12 protein-coding genes are annotated in these 18,382 nt (G+C 64.7%); 8 read left to right on the top strand and 4 right to left on the bottom strand.

Annotated features, from left to right (window positions below):
- Window positions 1-25: 25 nt before the first annotated feature.
- The 8 genes from ACIBTS_RS31145 (at window position 26) to ACIBTS_RS31110 (ending at window position 10,814) form a co-directional block, all read left to right on the top strand.
- The gene (locus ACIBTS_RS31145) at window positions 26-811 is read left to right on the top strand and encodes a tyrosine-type recombinase/integrase (RefSeq protein WP_369390615.1); all 786 of its coding nucleotides are present in this window, start codon (window positions 26-28) and stop codon (window positions 809-811) included.
- A 241-nt stretch (window positions 812-1,052) separates the two neighbouring features.
- A complete protein-coding gene (drmA, locus tag ACIBTS_RS31140) occupies window positions 1,053-4,775 on the top strand; it encodes a DISARM system helicase DrmA (RefSeq protein ID WP_369390616.1) in 3,723 nt (1,240 codons plus the stop codon).
- Window positions 4,772-6,799, top strand: a complete 2,028-nt coding sequence (drmB, locus tag ACIBTS_RS31135; protein WP_399323759.1) for a DrmB family protein — start codon at window positions 4,772-4,774, stop codon at window positions 6,797-6,799. The genes drmA and drmB overlap by 4 nt, the downstream gene beginning before the upstream one ends.
- A complete protein-coding gene (drmC, locus tag ACIBTS_RS31130; protein WP_369390618.1) occupies window positions 6,792-7,532 on the top strand; it encodes a DISARM system phospholipase D-like protein DrmC in 741 nt (246 codons plus the stop codon). The genes drmB and drmC overlap by 8 nt, the downstream gene beginning before the upstream one ends.
- A 156-nt stretch (window positions 7,533-7,688) precedes the next feature.
- The gene (locus ACIBTS_RS31125; protein WP_399323757.1) at window positions 7,689-8,792 is read left to right on the top strand and encodes a helix-turn-helix domain-containing protein; all 1,104 of its coding nucleotides are present in this window, start codon (window positions 7,689-7,691) and stop codon (window positions 8,790-8,792) included.
- Window positions 8,789-9,328, top strand: coding sequence for a hypothetical protein (locus ACIBTS_RS31120; protein WP_369390620.1), 540 nt, complete (start codon window positions 8,789-8,791; stop codon window positions 9,326-9,328). Before ACIBTS_RS31125 ends, ACIBTS_RS31120 begins: the two co-directional genes overlap by 4 nt.
- A gap of 175 nt (window positions 9,329-9,503) precedes the next feature.
- Window positions 9,504-9,824 (top strand): hypothetical protein, encoded by a 321-nt coding sequence (locus ACIBTS_RS31115; protein ID WP_399323754.1) that lies wholly within the window; start codon window positions 9,504-9,506, stop codon window positions 9,822-9,824.
- A 132-nt stretch (window positions 9,825-9,956) separates the two neighbouring features.
- Window positions 9,957-10,814, top strand: a complete 858-nt coding sequence (locus ACIBTS_RS31110; RefSeq protein ID WP_369390622.1) for a methionyl-tRNA formyltransferase — start codon at window positions 9,957-9,959, stop codon at window positions 10,812-10,814.
- Here the strand turns inward: ACIBTS_RS31110 and ACIBTS_RS31105 are convergent, their stop codons facing one another.
- The 4 genes from ACIBTS_RS31105 to ACIBTS_RS31090 form a co-directional block, all read right to left on the bottom strand.
- Complete coding sequence (locus tag ACIBTS_RS31105; RefSeq protein ID WP_399323752.1) at window positions 10,815-13,214, bottom strand: ATP-binding protein; 2,400 nt, start codon at window positions 13,212-13,214, stop codon at window positions 10,815-10,817. It abuts the gene before it with no gap.
- The gene (locus tag ACIBTS_RS31100; RefSeq protein WP_399323750.1) at window positions 13,211-13,795 is read right to left on the bottom strand and encodes a DUF6879 family protein; all 585 of its coding nucleotides are present in this window, start codon (window positions 13,793-13,795) and stop codon (window positions 13,211-13,213) included. The genes ACIBTS_RS31105 and ACIBTS_RS31100 overlap by 4 nt, the downstream gene beginning before the upstream one ends.
- Window positions 13,796-13,823: 28 nt before the next feature.
- A complete protein-coding gene (locus ACIBTS_RS31095) occupies window positions 13,824-14,090 on the bottom strand; it encodes a hypothetical protein (RefSeq protein WP_358597452.1) in 267 nt (88 codons plus the stop codon).
- Window positions 14,091-14,420: 330 nt separating this feature from the next.
- Complete coding sequence (locus tag ACIBTS_RS31090) at window positions 14,421-18,224, bottom strand: AAA family ATPase (protein WP_399323748.1); 3,804 nt, start codon at window positions 18,222-18,224, stop codon at window positions 14,421-14,423.
- Window positions 18,225-18,382 lie beyond the last annotated feature (158 nt).

Raw genomic sequence — 18,382 nt, 5'->3', positions numbered from 1 at the left:
CCCGCGGTCGGTCAAGGAATGCGGCATGGTGATCGAGAGGTATGTAGCGGCTCAGCGTGCGGACGGCTACGCTGCCAATACCATCCGTGCCCGAGTGAACTGCATCAAGGCGATCGCAAAGCATGCAGGCTTGGCGGTCGACGGGATCCGCGCGGAGCACGTTCAGGCGTATTTCTCGACCCGCGCGCTCACGAACTGGACCCGGCGTACCTACCTCAATCATCTGGCATCTTTTGGCAGGTGGCTCGGCAGCAACCTCATTGACGGCATCCGGAAACCGCCGGCTCCCCGTGCCACCCCAGATCCCATTGCGGAGCGCGACCTCAAGGATTTGCTGGGCTCCACGACTCGGCCTGATCACCGTGCGTGGGTGCTGCTCGGAGCCTACTGCGGGCTCCGTGCGCATGAGACGGCCAACCTGTCTGTCGAGGATCTGCATGACAGTAGTGACGGGCAGACGCTTCTGCGCGTAGTGGGCAAGGGCGGGCGGACCGACGTGGTCCCGGTGCCGCCTGTCGTGCTCGCTGCGCTCAACCGTCAGAGCAGCGGGCGGTTCTGGCCGGATCTTCGTCCTGAGAAGGTCTCGCGCTCCATCTCACGGATGGCCAAAGCCATGGGGATGAAGATGCGCTATCACCAACTTCGTCACCGTTTCGGGACCGCCGTCTACCGGGCTTCCGGGCAAGATCTCTTGATGACTCAGAGGCTCATGCGGCATGCCTCCCCGGCGACCACGGCTGGTTATGCAGCAGTTGCTGATGATCGGTTCCAGGAAGTCGTCCGGGATCTTCCCGGAGCCCTTCACACGTGAGCTCGGTGCGCTGCGCGGCGGCGAGGCCGAGGGAAGCACATGCGCGATCGGGGTTCGACTGTCAGTGCTACGCGATAGCGTCAGTCGCAGTGATCACGAAGAGGTGGGGTGAGGCTGTGACGTTCCCGAGGGCGGCTGAAGGCGCTGCAGTACTCTGCAGCAGAGTCCGTTATGCGGCGCAGGAACCACCCCGGACGGCTTTGGACAGGCTGCGGACGAGCCTGGGCGAGGAGCATGCCAAGTGAGTGTCCCCCACCCTCCGCACGAGCCGTCCTACCCGCTCGACTTCGAGCCGGACGGACGGTCCTGGACGGCCCGGGAGAACCTGGTCGACATTCTGAGGCGAGAACTCCTCGGTCCGGCCGGCGGCCCCGAAGAGATCATCGAAGGTGCTCCCGACTCTGCGTACCTGGTCGGCCGTATTGCCCCGGAACGTCTCACGGCCGGCGAGGCCAACCCGACCCAGGCAGATTCCGACGATGCCGCCACCGATGTCGGTGATGCTGTCGATGCGGCCGAGAGCCGGGGCATCCCGTTGACTGCAGTCGACGACAGCAGTGCGTCTTCGGAGGAAGACGACGTAGACGATCAGCCGCAGAAGCGCGGGCTGATGATTCCGGCTTCGATGGGGCTGCGCTGCCAGGTCCCGGAAGACCTCGATGCGTTCACGGTGGTCACCGAGTTCGGCACGTATGAGCCCGTGAAGGAGAAGCAGGGCGAGGGCGACGAACCAGCTTCGCGCCTACGTCGGTACCAGCGAATTCCGCATCGCTTCGGCACGACGATCAAGATCGCGGACCTTACGCCGTCTCAGACCAAGACGTACGTGCTGAAGGATCAGGTCCTCCTGCGGGTGGACCGCTATGACGACGGCGAGCGAGGCTGCCGCCTGATCGAGATCGCCCTGTGTAATGACAGGGAGACACCACGCCAGATTCCGGTGGAAGCGTGGCTCTACCAGACACAGCTGACCGTCAACGCGTTGGACGGGTCACCCGTGTTCTTGCCGGTGAATGACGTACTCCTGGATACCCACGAGGAGCTGGACGACGAGCTCCGTCGCCTGCGGCTGCAGTACAGGAACCGACTGGAGTTCGCAGTGGGGCGGACCTGCTCGGTGGACTGGACGGAAATCCAGGGCACCCGCCGCGCCTCCGAGGTTCGGACGACGTGGCTGCCGGTTGCCGAGACACCGCAGACAGCGGCCGAGGAAATCGGCTCTGCCATGCTCGATATGCGGGCGCTGGAAGTTGCAACCCCAGCCGAACTGCGCGCTGGCCTGGAGCCCATCGTCGAGGGCTATGCCACCTGGCTGGAAGCCGAGGAGCAGCGTGCTCGTGAGCTCCCTGACCACCTGAGCCCGGAAGGACTTGAAGCCGTCGCCGACGCGCGCCGGGTACAGAAGCAGCTCAGGGAGGGCCTGGAGTTCCTACTGGCCGACGGGGAGAACTCTGCGGAAGCCTTGCTCTGCTTCCGGTTCATGAACCGGGTGATGGCCGATCAGCGCGTCCAGTCCCAGGTGGCTCAACGGCGCGCCGGCCAGAGCGAGGAGAGCCGGGAGAGCATCGACGAGGCCATCAACGCGATCATTGAAGCCGAGGGCATCAGGGCTCACTCCTGGCGAACCTTCCAGATCGCCTTCATCTTGATGCAGCTGCCGCTGCTGTTCGACCCGGCAGCCGACAAAAGATCAACTGACCTGGCCAAGGCCCAGCTGCTGTTCTTCCCGACCGGTGGTGGCAAGACAGAGGCGTACCTGGGGCTGGCCGCATACACCTTCGCTGTTCGGCGGCGTCAAGGCATAGTGGACGCTTTTGACGGTCCACTGGACGGTCGTTCTGGCGTGGCTGTGCTGATGCGGTACACGCTTCGGCTGCTCACCGCTCAGCAGTTCCAGCGAGCCACCGCTCTGGTGTGCGCAGCGGAACGGGCACGCAAGCAGGAACCGGAGATCTGGGGCGACGAGCCGTTCCGCATCGGGCTGTGGGTCGGCACGGACGTGAGTCCCAAGCGATATGACGAGGCCGCCAAGCAGCTGGAGAGGGCCAATCAGGGACATGGCTTTCGCTTGACGGTGCTGCAGGTTCAGCGTTGCCCCTGGTGCGGTACTCCCATCGAGGCGCGGAACGTCCGAGCCGATGATGCTCGACGTCGAGTGTTTGTGTACTGCGGTGATGAGCTCGCGGACTGCCCCTTCGCGGACGGCGGGGAGATCGACGAAGGGCTGCCCGTCCTGACTGTTGACGAAGAGATCTACCGCCTCGTCCCTGCCTTCGTGATCGCGACAGTGGACAAGTTCGCCCGCCTGGCCCGTGAGGGGGAGGCGGCCTCGCTTTTCGGGTACGTCTCGCGGCGCTGCGAGAGGCACGACTTCGTCCACCCCGATTACTCACAGTGCTCGATCAAAGACGGCAGTAAGCATCCGAAGAAGGACGGCATGCCAGCCGCCGCAGTGCACTCTGTGGCCCGACTGCGGCCCCCGGACCTGATCATCCAGGACGAGCTGCACCTGATCACCGGAGCTCTCGGTACGACTGTCGGCTTGTTTGAAGTGGCCATAGACGTGATGACGCACTGGCAGACCAAGGACGGACGTCCTGTGCGCCCGCTGCTGGTCGCCTCCACGGCGACTGCCCGCAACGCTGCGGATCAGGTGACGGCACTGTACGGGCGGGGCACCACCATCTTCCCGCCGCAGGTTCTCGACGCCGGGAACACTTTCTTCTCCAAGGAGATCGAGGTCTCGAAGGAGGCTCCTGGACGCCGCTACATCGGGATCAGCACGACAGGGGTACGGCTCACCACGGCCGAGATCCGTGTCGCCGAAGTTCTCATGGCAGGCGGCCAGTTGCTGCTAGATCGCTCGGGTAAATCCGCGGATCCGTACATGACCTTGGTCGGCTACTTCAGCGCGACCCGGGAACTGGCCGGTATGGCCCGGTACATGGGCGACGACATCCAGACGGCACTTGCCAAGCGCCGCCCCTGGTCCAGGCTGCCCAGTCGCACCGGTACCAACTTCGGTGCCCTGCATGTCGCTGAGTTGACCTCCCGCGTGGCCAGCGCGGACATCACCTCCACCCTTGACCGCATGGCCGTGAGGTTCGATCCCGCCTTCGACTCCACCGCCGGGAAACGGAACTTGCGCGCCCTGCGAGACAACAAGTCCCGCACGCCCGAGCGGGACGTAAACCCGTACGACGTCGTGCTGGCGACCTCCATGCTCCAGGTAGGTGTGGACGTGACCAGGCTCGGACTGATGCTGGTGGTCGGTCAGCCGAAAAACACCGCCGAGTACATCCAGGCCTCATCGCGTGTCGGCCGTGACGGGGACCGCCCCGGACTGGTTGTGGCACTCGGTAACTGGGCCAGGCCCCGAGACCTGGCGCACTTCGAACAGTTCCGCCACTACCACGAGACGTTCTATGCCCAGGTCGAAGCACTGTCCGTCACCCCGTTCTCGGTGACGTCGCTCGAGCGTGGCCTGGATGGTGTCCTGGTCAGCGCAGCCCGCGTTCGCCAGGCGATCCGGACCCAGAGCCTGTCCCCGGAGTCCGGAGCCGACCGGATTGAGACCGAGCGGAACTTCGTTGTGGATCTCGTTGACGCGCTGGCACGTCGGATCGCTAAGGCCGGGGACGAGGACGCGGCCGAACGGGCATGGGAGCTATTGACCAACCGACTCGACCAGTGGGGCAAGCGCCGCAACCACCTCATGATCAACCGCAAGTCGCTGGTCTACGAGAAGGTACTCGACGACTCTCAGCACGAGGCACTCATGATGAGTGCCGAGGATGCCAAGGCCGGCCGTTACAGCCAAGACGGTCCCCCGTTCGTCATTCCCAACTCGATGCGCGAAGTACAGCCCGAGATCAACCTCTTGGTCAGCCCTATCAAGGAACGACTCGTGTACATCGAGCCCATGACTGCGCCCCAGTGGGAGATGCGGGAGGAGAGCTCGTGACTGACGAGGATCGCTTCGTCTACGACGCGAACAGGGCGGTCGACCCGCTGGGCGACCTGGATGAGGAAGCTGAGCGCCAGGCCAAGCACAACAGGGCCAAGGTCGGCTCGGCCCGGCCTTCCTCCCTGCTGTACACCTACGGCCCCGGTTCGATCATGGACCTGCCGCAGTTCACGATCATGTCTACCGGTCTTGATGACTGGGAACGAATCTGGCGCAGGCGCGATTCGCTGCCGCCGGTCATCCACGCACCGAGGCTGAAGGGCGTCGTGCGGATGGCGCTCAGGTCGAACGACGTGGAGCTCCGGCCACACCCTTGGCAGCCGAAGAAGCACAGCCGGTCTGCTGAGGGCAATGACCTCGGAGTGCCGGCCCGCGTCTTTCCGCAGTGGTTGCGGTGCACTGGTTGTGACCTGCTGGGAAAGCTCTCGCAGTTCGACTACAAGAACACTCATCCATTCCGTACGGACCTGGCCACGTTCGAGCACACGAAGTGCACGGGCCGTTCCGGCAACCGGAACAGACGACCGATGCGCCGCCCCGCGGTGCCCGCCCGCTACCTCCTGGCGTGCGTCGACGGGCACCTGGACGAGTTCCCATACGACCTGTGGGTTCACCACGGCCAGCCGTGCGCCAATGCAGAGCTTCCAGTCCTCAAGATGACCGACCATACCGTTGGTAAGGGTGCCTCGGCTGTCATCCGCTGTGAGTCCTGTGGGATGCGCAGGCCGATGAACGAGGCCCAGGGCGAGGCTGGCAAGAAGAAGCTGCCGAAATGCCGCGGACGTCATCCACACCTGGACGCTTTCGATCACCGGGGCTGCCGCCACCAGACACGTCTGATGCTGGTGGGTGCCTCCAACCTGTGGTTTCCCGCCACCTACTCGATCATCGTCATGCCGGAGTCTCAGCAAGAGAAGGAAAGCGATCTGGCCGACCGGATCCGCACCACGCTGGGAGAGCGACTCGGCAAGTATCGGGAGAACCTCGACATGATTCGGGACTTGCTCGTGGACCGCGTGGACGTCACTGGGTTGTCGGACTCTGAGCTTGCCGCAGCAGTCGAGGCAGCCTGTGCTCCTCAGCCCACACCGGAGGAGCACGAGGAAAGATTCGGTGACTGGGACCCAGTCGACCTGCTGGTGCCAGAATGGCGCTATCTACTGCTTGATATCAACGGTGCTCGAGTCGAAGACCCCAAGAGCGGACTCACACTGGCTACGAGGCAACGCGGACCCGAGCTGAGGCCCGAGATCACCCGTGTTCTCGCTGTCGAGAGGCTTCGTAAGGTCAATGCGCTCGTCGGGTTCACACGTATCGATGCCATGGATCGCGCCGGAGATCTGCAACGCCGCTTGGCACCTCTCACCAGGACCCGCCGTCCCTCGTGGACAGTAGCGACCGAGGACCGTGGTGAGGGCCTCTTCCTCCAGCTCGACGAAGACTCCGTCGCTGCTTGGGAGGAGCGCATCGGCAAGTCCGACGTATGGGAGGCGCATCGCGCAGCCCATGAGCGGAACTTCAACCGTCGCTTCTCAGAAACGGCTGAGAAGGTCAAGGCCGACAGCCGACTCAAGCCCCCGCGTTACTGGCTTATCCACACCTTTGCCCACACCCTGATCCGAGAACTCGCCCTCAGCTGTGGGTATTCGGCTGCCAGCCTCAGCGAACGCCTGTATGCCTGGCCCGAAGCCGACAATAGGGACCCCGCGGCTGGCCTGCTCATCTGCACCACGGCCTCTGACAGCGACGGAACCCTGGGCGGGCTCGTTCAGCTCAGCGACCCTGAGCGGTTGCAGCGCGTCGTTGCTGACGCCTTGCGCAAGGCACAACGCTGTTCCTCCGACCCCATCTGTGCGATGCGCACCCCGCAACCCCCGGAAGACTTTCTCCACGGTGCCGCCTGCCACTGCTGCGTCATGGCCTCGGAGACCTCTTGCGAACGGGCGAACCGGTTCCTCGACCGTCGCTTCCTGATCGACCTGCCGGGCAGCAACCTCGGATACTTCTCGACCGATGAGTGACTCCCAGGCTGCTCTGCTCCTCGGCAGACTCCTCACTCGCAGCGAAGCCAAGGGCGTCGCGGACAGGCTCGTCGACGGCGACACGCTCACTGCTGCCCTCAAGGCAGTCGCCCCAGGCCGACGAGTTGAGGCGAGGAGATTCCTGGCGGAGGCCGGCGAAGGCCCTGGGGCTGAGGCCCAGCGCATCGCCCTGCTGCGGGCGATAGAGGGGGCACGGACCCTACCCACCACGCTCACACCCTTGTGGACGATGCCTGGGCACCTCGCCCGGAGCGGGCCACTGACCACGTCCGTGCCGTACCTGATCGCTAATGCGCGCCATGCGGTGACCTGCTCCACCTTCAACTTTCAGCGTACGTCTGGCGTGTGGACCGCTCTCCAGGAGGTCGCACAGCGCTCCGAAGTCGCGGTGCGGGTCTACCTCGACACCCGTGCGGCAGACGATCCGGGCGGCGTCCGAGCGCCGACGACATCCGAGGTTGCCCAGCATCTCAAGCCAGCCGAGGTGTGGCGCACCAAGACGTTCGGCGGCGCGTACGTCCGCAACCACGCCAAGTTCCTCGCCGTCGACCACCACCTGCTCCTGGTGACCAGCGCGAACTTCTCCTGGAGCGCGGAGAACAGCAATGTCGAGTTCGGTGTCGTGATCGACAACGCGAACCTCACGGAGACCGTCGAACGCGAGATGCGCGAAGTCGAGGGGACCCTGTACGAACAAGTACAGGAGGGGTAAGTCGGTGCGATGTGCTAATGAAGCTCAGGGGTGCTGCAGCTGCTGCTGAGGGTCAGTCGGTGAGTCAAAAACGTCGCTCATCAGGTGACTTGAAACATCACGGCGCTTGTTGTCACTCCTTGTGCAGTGCGCAACGAGCCGACTACTGTCCTATCGGTGTCCAGCATTCCCGACCGAGTCCTGAGCCTGATCGAGAAGTCAGGTTTGAGCCGCGCTGACTTCGCTCAGCAGATCGGCTTGGCCGAAACCCAGCTCACTGATTCCCTCGACGGTCCACGAGGTTTCTCGACCGTAGAAGTCGCGCGCATCGCGCAGGCGTGTGACGTCTCCGTGAAGTGGCTGATCACCGGAACCGAGCCCCCACTGGCGGTGGCGGGCAGGACCACCACGGGGCAGGCCGGTGAGGCCGTCGCGGTGGCCCGCCAGTACACCTCGAGACGTGCGGACCTGGCCGGCATCGGTTATCCGCAGCCCTGGCAGCCCGTATCCGTGAGTCTGAGCGAGGGTAGCTACTCCGACCAAGGAGAGAGGCTGGCCCGTAAGGCCCTCGGAGTAGTGGTCGGCGCGGGCCGTTCGACATGGGACGGCGATCTGGCAGAGCTCCTCGAGGAGGTCTTTGGTGTCGATGTGACTGTCGAGGAAATTGGTGAGGGTTTCGATGGCCTTGCCACCGCAACCCGTGAAGCCAAGCTGATCCTTCTGGCCACCACCTCCAACCCGGCACGGCAGCGCTTCACCCTCGCCCACGAGCTGGGGCACCTTCTCGCTGAGGACGATCAAGAGGTCCACCTCGACCGAGACATCTTCGACCCGGCCCAGAAGAAGGCACCGAGCGAACAACGTGCCAACGCCTTCGCATCCGCGTTCCTCATGCCAGAGCCTCTTCTCCGGGAAGACATCGCGCGCCGTGGCAGCCTGACGCAGGTTGATCACGCTGCCCTGGCCAGCCGGCTGATGGTGACACCCGAAGCGCTTGCGTACCGGCTGCTCCGCCTACGCATCATCGACGCCGGTACCTGCGACCGCTACAAGCGAATGTCTGCCAGTGAGGCGGCGGACCTCGTCGGCCGAGGTAAGGAGTTCGAGCGGCGATCAGCCGAATCGACAATGCGTAGACGCCCGGGCCCGCTCCTACGTGACACGCGTGCGGCCTACGAAGCTGGCCGGTCCACGCTTCGACCGTACGCCAGCCTGATCGGGGTGGATGTCGACGAGCTCAGCCGCAGGCTCGAGGAACAGGCAGCCGGTGGTGAGTCATGAGCGAGTTCCTCTTCCCTGACAACACGGTTCTGTGTAACTTCGCCGCTGTCGACCGTCTCGATATCTTGCGTGCGGCCTTAGACGGCCGGGGTAGATGGACGGCCGCCGTCGCCAACGAGGCCCAGAACTCGGCGAGATGGATCCCTGCTTTGAGCAGCCTCGAACGGCACGGGTGGCTGGGAGAGGCCATCCGGATCACGACTGCAGAGGACATCGAGAAGATCTTCGATGAACGGAGCGCGGTGTTCGGTGGCACTCCTGAGAGGCTCCTCCAGCACCTTGGTGAGGCCGAAACGCTCTACATCATCAAGAACTGGGACGATTTCTCTGGCTCCTGGTGGATCTCGGACGACCGGGAGTCCCTGCGCTATGCCCAGCGACAGGGCATCACGACTGCGGAGACAGTAGACATGGTCCGTCTTGCGGTGGGCGACGGGCACATCGCAGCCCAGGACGGCTTCGACCTGATGAAGCAGATGTGGGATGTGAATCGTCGCCCACGGCTGCCTGACTCCGTCACGGATCTGAAGCCGTAACGATGTTCGTGCCGAAGTCCGTACTCATGGGGGGCGTTCTGTGGAAGCTGAGTTGACAGCCCTGGCAGTTTCCGGGGCCACGACACTTGTCGGGCTGATGGTCTCGGAAACCTGGACACAGACGAGGGATCGAGTCGCTCGATTCTTTGCACGTGGCGGGGACCAGGGCTCTGCTGTGGAGGAACTGGGCCGGTCTCAACAGGAGCTCATGGCGGCTCGTGCTGCCCAGGACGAACTCGCTGGAGCGGACATCGAGGCCGAATGGCGGATACGACTGCGTCGTGTTCTGCAGGCCGACCCCCAAGCTGCCGAAGAACTTCGGTGTTTGCTAGCCGAGTTGGAACCGAACATCGATGACAACCACGGTGCTTCCGTGCACAACAGCATCAGCGGGGGCGTGCAGAACGGCCCGGTCGTCCAAGGGCAGAACTTCTCCGGCCTGACCTTCGGCGTCCCGGGACGAGTTTCGCCCGAGCAGGGAGCCGGAGGACAGTGAGGAGCGAGAGTCCTGAGGGATTGCCTCAAGGTCTACAAGCCAGAAACGAGCTGTCCGGGAGGAGCGGATCGCCGGGGGCGAAAGGCCGAATGGCAGCTCGCAAGGGGTACGCGTCCCACTAGGCTCCTGCTCATGGCGGACGGCATGCGTATCGGCTTGATCTCCTTCGGCACGGCAGAGTTCGCCGCTCTGCACGAAACGTGCGCCGCAGCGGGCCATGACCCGGTCGTCTACGCGTTCTCCCGTTCTATGCGCCCCCGCAAGCCCACGGACGAGAGTGCGGCACGCGTTGCAGGCGAGATCACCGCAGCGCTGCCGGCGGGCGTCGACCTGCTGCTGCCGGGCAGTTCCGAAGGGCTGGGTGCCTCGTTAGACGGATACGGTCTTGACCTGCTCGTCTGCTATGGATTCTCGTGGCGGCTGCCACGATCCGTGCTGCAGATCCCGCGCCACGGCGTGCTCAACATTCACTCCTCGCTGCTGCCCAAATACCGCGGCCCGGCCCCAGTGCTCTGGGCGATCCGCAATGGCGACCCGGACCTGGGCGTGACAGTTCACCGTATGGACGAGGAATTCGACACCGGCCCGGTGCTGACCCAGCAAGGCGGCGTTCCGCTGCCGGACGATGTGACTCCCCGGAGCCTGTGGACTGACCTGTCCCCGGTGCTGCGCGAACAGCTGAGCATTGCCCTGGACCGGGTGCGAGACCCATCGGCAGGCGAACCGCAGTCCGCCGACGGCATCAGTTATGCGGGGTTGCTGGAACCGGAGTTCTTCGCAGTCGACACCAAAATGACCGCGCGCCAGGTCCACAACCAGGTGCGGACGTTCCATTTCATGGGCCCGAACCTCGGCCCTACGGCAACGGTCAACGGCCGTCGGTTGAAGGTCCTGCGGACCAGCCTCACCCCAGTCAACGGAATCCGTCTGGACTGCGCCGACGCGCCCGTATGGATTACGGCTTCGGAGCCCGTAGTGGCTGACGATTAGCTATCTGCCGTCATCACCCAGGCACTGTGCCACCTTCTCTGTGAGGGCGATAGCTCTGGGATCGTCGAACGAATCGAGCAGGTGGAGCGCTTTCTCTCGGGCGGCGCGTGCCGATTCGTGATCGCCCAGGGACGTCAGCGCATCGGCCAGATGCGCCTGGGCGCGGGCGAGTTGCCAGTGGGAGTCGAGCTGGTGGTAGGTACGGGTGGCGCGTCGGTGCAGCTCTGCTGCCTCCTCGAAGCGTCCGAGCGACTGGCATGCCTCGCCCGCTCCGTCCAGTGCGGCAGCCTCCCGGGACGCATCACCGAGCTTCTGCTGAACGGCAGCGGACTTCTGGAACAGGCGGAGGGATTCTTCAGGATTCCCGAGTGCTCGCTCGACTCGTGCCGCTTCGGTCCCCCAATGCCCCTGCCACACCCGGTTGTTCTCGTCATCAGCGATCGACAAGGCATTGCGGATCGAGCGGGCAGCAGCTTCGGGCTCGCCTGATGTGTGCTGTGCCCAGCTCAGCAGGCACAGAGCATTGCCCTCGCAAGCGCGATCACCGAGTTGGCGGAAGTCGTCCAGCACCTGCTCGATGAGGGCCCAGGCCTCCTCGCCCTGGCCGAGTTCGCACAGCGTCTCCGCGAGGTTGCTCCGCACCAATGCCGTCCATCGGCGGTCGCCCAGTTCACGGAAAATCTCCGCGCCGTCCGTGAAGTGCGCCCTGGCCTCGTCGAGTCGTCGCCGACGCAGTCCGAGCAGGCCGAGTGCGTTGATGGACACCGCCATGCCACGGCGGTCGCCGATATGCCGGCGAAGGGCCAGCGAGGCGCGGTGATGCTCCTCCGCCTCATCGAGTCGCAATGCCTGGAAAGCAGCCTTGCCCAAAGATTCGAGCGCCTCCGCCTCACCGTGCTGCTCTCCGGTGCGTGCTGCGGCCTCGACGCCGATGCGAGCAGTTGCCTCCCAGTCGTCGAAGGCGTTCTGGTGCATGTAGACGGCCCGCAGCACCACGGCCAATCGCCATGCGATCTCAGGGAATCCGGCATCAGCGGCGGCGCGAGTGGCGGTGACGAGGTTGGCGCTTTCCACGCGGTACCAGTCGAACGCTGACTGGTAGTTCTCGAAGTGGAGGGCCGTGGCGGGTGCGGGGATCCGGTCGTCCAGGTCGTAGCGGTCGAACGGCGCCATGGCGCACTGTGCCGCGTACGCGGTGTGGAGGTACCAGGCGAGACAGCGCCCGAGGATCTCTGTTCGCTCCGTCTCGCTCTCCTCCCGCCGGACCTGCTCCGCCGCATAGGCCCGCAGCAGGTCATGGAACTCGTAGCGAGCGGCGGGGCGTCGCTCCAGCAGATGGGCTCGCACCAATGTGTCCAACAGGCCCCGTACATGGGCCGGATCGCTTCCAGCGAGGCTCACAGCGGCGGGTAGGCCGAACTCGTTGCCAGGGTGCAGGCCGAGCCGTCGGAACAGCTGGGCCGCGGGGTCGGACAGCGCTCGGTAAGACCACTCGAAAACGCTGCGCATTGCGTCGGACCCCTCCTCGGCCTCGGCTGTTAAAACGCTCCACCGGGCCGATTCGTCGCGCAGGTCGTCGATCAGCTCGCCGAGCGGCATGGATGGCCAGCCTGCCGCGCGTTCGGCGGCGATACGCAGTGCCAGAGGCAGTCCTGCGCACAGTCGGGCCAACGCCGCCAAGTCTCCCCGAGGGTCGCTGGTCCGGTAATCGGCGGTGGCGGCACGCAGCAGTTCCACGGCGTCCGCCGTGGGGAACGTTGTGACGTCCAGGCGCAGTGCGCCCTCCTGGCGGACCAGGCCGGACAGGTCATCCCGGCTGGTCACCACAACGAGACAACCGGAGGTGGCGGGCAGCAGCGGGCGGACCTGCGAGCTGTCCGCGGCATTGTCGAGTACGAGCAGCACGCGGCGCTCGGCGAGCAGCGACCGGAACATCGTCTCCCGGCGCTCCGGTTCGGCCGGCACATGCGTGGCGGGGACGCCGAGGTCCTCGAGAAAGCGGCCCAGTACTTCCTGCGGTGTAACAGGGGAGCCCGCAGTGTAGCCCCGCAGATTGGCGTAGAGCTCACCACCCGGGAAATGCGACCGGATGCTGTGCGCCCAGTGCAGTGCCAGTGAGGTCTTGCCGACCCCGGCAGTCCCGGTGATAGCCGCTACGCGCACCACATTCGGCTCGTCATGCCGGTCCGCCACAAGACTGCTGAGGCGGGCTCGTTCCTCGGACCTGTTGACGAAGTGGCGTACAGAGCTCCGTAACTGATGCGGCACGATGACAGGCGCAGGCAACGGCACCTGGTGATGAAAATGCACCCCGCCGCTGACCTCGCCAGCCTGCACGACTGTGTGTGCCGAAGCCGAGCCGTCGAACCGGTTGACGTGTCCCGGGATGTCGTCTCTCATCTTTGCGCTTGTCGCTGCGGGGGCGGAAGGGGCGCCACATGTCCGTCAAACCAGTGCGCCAAGGGTTCACCGGCGTTGTAGACGCTCACGATGAGCTCCCGGCAACGCAGGACGAGTTGGCGGTCGACAAACTTCCGCGCAGCTACCAGGATGCCCCGTTCGTCGTAGAGCGCCTGATACATCACTTGGTCTCCGAGAGTGGAGATCTCCGGCAGAGGGCCGTCTTGCTCGTACTGGGCCACGCGGTCTGCGTCGGTGACATGGATAGGGCCCCCGCACTGGTCCCGGATACGCAGCGCGTGGAGCTCCCACTGCATGTAGTTGCTGAGCGGTTCCTCGACCACGCGGGCCCGCCGGGCCACGAAGCCGTTCTGCTCGACTTTGCGGTGGTACTCCGTCATGTCCGCGCGGCCCGCTTCCAGCAAGCGCAGGGACTCATCCCAGTCGCCACGCCAGAATGCCTCCCAGCTGTCGTAGCCGGGTTCCTGGAACGTCTGCTGCCGTTCAAGCTTCCAGAATCCGAGATCGCCGCAGTGCCAGAAGTACTTCTCGAAGTCGGCGTAGTAGTCCTTGAGCGCCATGCGCTCTCCCACCGCACCATGCAGCGGACTACGCATCCGGGATGTCCGCCTTGGCCGCGAGGATCGTCGCCCGGGGGATGATGACCAGCCGCTCTCCGGGATCGACTCGTACGTCGTCCGGAAGCCGCCCCTCGTAGGAAGCGGTCAGGTCCGCACCGATGACCGCGACATCTCCGTTGTCCAGCTCCCACATGTCAGGACAGCCGGTGTTCCCGGAAGTCTGCCCCAGCTCAAGAGACGACTTGCCCAGCCGCCGTGCGAAGGACGCTTCGGGATCGGCTTCCCACTTTGCCATGTCTCCTCCAGGTGCCAGCATCTGATGAAGGCTCAGCTCTGAGCGTGACGACATTATCACCTAGAGTGTTTGTTCGACTTCAGGATTCCCGCTCCTTCGTGGCGGCAGGCCTGCAATGCCCTACCCACTGACGCGGTGGAGTAGTCACCCAGGACGCAGACAGCGGTGATTCAGAGTCTGCCACCACCCGCCGAGCGGAACGATGGCCTGGAGGCTGGCACGCCCAGGCGTTGTCCAGCCACACGCGTACCTGGTCCAGGTCATGCCATACCAGGTCGCCGGCCATGCCTCGGCCGCGTAGCCAGCCCGGCAACGGTAGCGATTACCCGACTATGAACTTGGACGCCGCGGTGCTGTCTTCTTGGCGACACGTCGTGCCGGACCCGGCCCAGCGCCCGCCGGGGGCGGCAGTACAGCCGACGTGAGCCCCAGGATCTCAGAGGCCAACTCCAACCAGGCCTGTGCGTCTGCGCCGTTGAGGTCGTCCGTCCACATGAGCGAACCGTTCGGTCCGCCGCCCTGGGCGTGCGGAAGGATGCCGCTTTCTGCGTACCAGGCCTTCTTCAGCTCCCATTTCCGCGCGTAGTCGGGTAGGTCGAGCATGCCCGCATGCTCCCAGTAGACCGTCCGGCCATCATCGGCTGAGATGGTGAAGTCGGGCAGGACGATGCGTCCGTCGGTGCCGGTGAACGGCTGCTCGTACTGCCAGCGGCCAGGCACGAGTCGGTCGAGGATCCCGGCGATGATGACCTCGTTCTTCGACGCCATCGCGATGCCGTTCGCCGACACGTGCATGAGTTTCCGGTCGAAGCGGTGCGCGGTGCCCTGGACGTCGAGCGCGATCGGGTGGGGTGCTTCGAACAGATCGGTCAAGCGTCGGGCCGTCTCCGAGCGCCAGGGCTGCGCGAGGTCACGCAGGTCGGAGAGTGTGCCGTCGTGGAGGATAACGACCTTGTCCTTCTGCCGGGTGAGGGCGGTGTACATCAGTTCACGGGAGACATTTGCCCGGGCGGGGAGGACGAGAAAGGTCGTGCCGAACTCCGATCCCTGCGACTTGTGGACCGTGACCGCCCACGCGAGTTCCAGCAATGCGTCGTCGGAATCAGTCGGCCAGTACGAGTACTGGAATCCGGGTTGGGAGGAGAACTCGACGTGGAGACGGAGCTGGGACTTGGATGCCTTCTTCCTCGGCGTGACGATTCCGATCGCGACGCCAATCTCGCCGTTCGCGACGTAGTTCATCGCGTCCTGTTTGGGCCATGCGCTGAGTCGCTTGTTGGTGGTCTGCATGACCTTGTCGCCGCGAACGATCAGCTCGGGGCCGATCGGCTTCGGGATGTTGCCGCGCCAAGTATCGCGCTGAGCCCAGGAGGTGTCGCTCGACCGGTACGTGCGCTTGATGTGACGGTTGAGTTCGACGGTGCCGAACGCCCGCGAGCGGGTCGGGGAGAGAATCTGCCAGTCCTCGGCATGTTCGCCCGCGCCGATCTGCCAGTTGAGGTACTTGTCATTGATGACGCCGCCGTATGTGAGCGCAAAGGCTCGTGCCGGATCCGGGTCGCCGTCGAGAGCCAGGTTGTAGCTGAGTTCATCGGTCAGCGCATCGACGACAGACCTGTTGCCCCAGGGCACGTATTTCACGGTGGGCAAGTCAGGGTTGGTGGCCAGATCCGCCCAGATGGACTCGTCGCCGGCTCCCCGCGTGTTGTCGCCGAAACACGCTGCCAGTTCAAGGTCGTGTCGAATGCCGTGACTGCCGTCGGCAAGTTGACGCCGGGGTACCTGCAACTCGACGTAACCTGGCGCCACCCGCACCCAGTCACTGAACTTATCCGGACGCAGCTTGTTCACCAGGTCGACGAAGGGGCGACCCGCACCGATCGGCGGGAGCTGCCGTGGGTCGCCGACCAGGATGAGTCGCTTGACCCCTGTGAAGGAATCGAGGGTGGCCGCGAGCATCTCCTCGGTGAGCATCGACGCTTCGTCGATGACAACCAAGGAATAGCTGTTACGCGGCTGCTGGTCCCCCCACACGAGATACCGGCCGGTCTCTCCGTCGTACCGGTGAGTGGCGCTCAGGTGCGAGGCCAAAGTCTTGGCGGGCAGCCTCACCTTGGTTTCCAACTGGACCTTCGCCTTGCCGGTGGGCGCAAGAAGGAGGACGCCACCTCCGGCTACGCCCGGGTACTCGACCAAGGCGCGTAGCAGTGTTGTCTTGCCGGTTCCCGCCGGCCCGATGAGTACCGAGAGTGGCGTGTCATGAAGGGCCGAGAGGCCAGCGGCCTTCTCTGTCCGGGCTCGCTCCTCCAGTTCGTCTAGCTCTCCCGTGACCTTCTGGTGCCGGTCGAGCGCGGTGTCCAAGACGCCTCTGGCGTCCGTAACTGGGCCGAGACTCTCTCGATCCTGCTGAGACCTGATCCAGTCCCGGATGACCGAAGAAGTCTCCTCGAACCGCGTGAGCTTGTATGCGGGAGTGCCGTCCGAGAGCGGCACACTTGCCAGAGGCGACCAATCAGTCCACTCGTTGATGCCGTGGTGGTCCAGATCGAGGCCGGTCAGGATGATCTTGGTCAGGAGAGGCGGTTGAGCTAGTGAAACATCGTTCGCCAGCGTGATGGACTCGCCTTCCGGTACGACCGTGTCGCCCTGCCGGCCCTGCCGCTCAAGGACATCGGTCAGCAGTGCTTCGATCCGACGACGGTCGAGGTGGCCCTCAAGCGCGACCTCGTCAGGCACCGGTGGCGTCCAGGTGACGTGGGATGGTGGGAACAGGGCGCGGTCGATGGTTGTGAACGGTACGTGTTCTTTCATCCCGTATGTGCATGTCGAGGCGAAGTACGGGTTTTCCAGCAGTTCCTCGGCGGTCATCGCGACCTCGGTGTTGCCGTCCAGCAGCATCTGCACCTGGGTCGGTGAGATGTCGAACCCGGCGAGCAGACGCAGCACAGCCCGGCGCTCGGGCGTCACCTTCTTCCAGATCCTGGCCTGGAGGGAGCCGATGTGCGGCTTTATTGCACTTGGCACGCTGGACGGGTTCGCCAGAACCGTCTCAAGGAAGTTCCACGGGTCGGTGCGGTCGCCTGCCTCCGCGATGACCGCTCTCGCCGCCACGTACGGCTGCTGGACACCGATCACCTTCAGGACACCTGGCAGGCCGGGGACGGGGCCGCGCATCTGCCAGAGCCGCTCGATCTGACCCTGCAGCCACTTTCGACCAGTGTCAGGCAGCTCCAGCCCCAGTTCGCTCATGCCGTCGACGGCTGACTGCAGCGAGGTCAGCGCCTCGATGGCGGCATCGTCGGACAGATGCTCGGTGACATAGGAGAATTCGACTACGCGGCCCTCAGGGGCCCACGCGAGCGCCTTGTCGACGTCATGGCCCTCATCCATCAGTCGGACGAGCTGCTGATAGGGCAGCAGGATCCCGTCGGCCATGTCAGGGCGGAGTGAGTGCTCGACAACCGTCTCCCACATAGAGGAAGTGAAAGGCGGGTTCCCGGACTGGTTCCACATCGGCGGAGGCGTGGCGCGGGTAACTCGCGCGGCGCCTACCAACAGCCGGTCGGTGCGCTGCTCCTGAAACGGGGAGTGCTTCAGGTAGGCGAAGACCAATGAGTCACCAGGGGCGACGGGCTCGAAAAAGGCATCGATGACGGCACGCTGGTTGTCTCCGTCCATCACCCACAGTGGCGCGGAGCCCAGTGCAGCGTCAGCGGTTTCCTCCGCGGTCTGGCTGAACAACGGGACTCGCTCATGACCGACCTCCTGCGCGAAGACCTGGCGGTTCATCCAGCGGAAGGGAACTGCCTCGAAGGCGTATCCGGGGAGTGTGACGTGGGTGTCGTGGATCTTTCCCTGTAGTGCACGGTGGTCTCGGTAAGGATGCTGCTTAACGACCGTGTACCCGAGCGGCGACATGAACGTCGCACGCTCGCTGAGGCAAGGAAGCCAGTTCTGATCGAGGCTGTCGATCCCGGCACCGGCGTGGGCGACCTCGAACGAGTCCTCCCTACCCTTGCCGATTGCCGCGAGCAACGTACAGGACGAGTTCCCCAACGGGTCGTCGCAGATGAACTGGTCCCAGGGGCGGTCCCGCCACGGAACCCTCATCGACAGGTGCTGAATGCCGGCCATAGAGGAGGTCTATCACCTGGCGCTGACAGTCCAGCCATCCGATTTTGTGTTCGATAGTGTTACCCGCGCGGGAGTCTCGGGATCCGGACGCCGCACTCGCGGGGAAGGGCAACACGGTCGTGCCTCTTCCTCCAAGCGTTCGGGTGCCCGGCGCGGGC

Origin of the sequence: Streptomyces sp. NPDC050121 (assembly GCF_044460385.1) — a bacterium.
Classification (GTDB): Bacteria; Actinomycetota; Actinomycetes; order Streptomycetales; family Streptomycetaceae; genus Streptomyces; species Streptomyces soliscabiei.
Note: the sequence above shows the minus strand (reverse complement) of the source record. Positions and strands in the feature narration are given on the sequence as shown.

Coding starts and splice junctions, on each gene's coding strand:
- ACIBTS_RS31090 (WP_399323748.1), bottom strand. CDS start 18,224: ATGGCCGGCATTCAGCACCTGTCGATGAGGGTTCCGTGGCGGGACCGC.
- ACIBTS_RS31100 (WP_399323750.1), bottom strand. CDS start 13,795: ATGGCGCTCAAGGACTACTACGCCGACTTCGAGAAGTACTTCTGGCAC.
- drmC (WP_369390618.1), top strand. CDS start 6,792: ATGAGTGACTCCCAGGCTGCTCTGCTCCTCGGCAGACTCCTCACTCGC.
- ACIBTS_RS31095 (WP_358597452.1), bottom strand. CDS start 14,090: ATGGCAAAGTGGGAAGCCGATCCCGAAGCGTCCTTCGCACGGCGGCTG.
- ACIBTS_RS31145 (WP_369390615.1), top strand. CDS start 26: ATGGTGATCGAGAGGTATGTAGCGGCTCAGCGTGCGGACGGCTACGCT.
- ACIBTS_RS31120 (WP_369390620.1), top strand. CDS start 8,789: ATGAGCGAGTTCCTCTTCCCTGACAACACGGTTCTGTGTAACTTCGCC.
- ACIBTS_RS31105 (WP_399323752.1), bottom strand. CDS start 13,214: ATGAGAGACGACATCCCGGGACACGTCAACCGGTTCGACGGCTCGGCT.
- ACIBTS_RS31110 (WP_369390622.1), top strand. CDS start 9,957: ATGGCGGACGGCATGCGTATCGGCTTGATCTCCTTCGGCACGGCAGAG.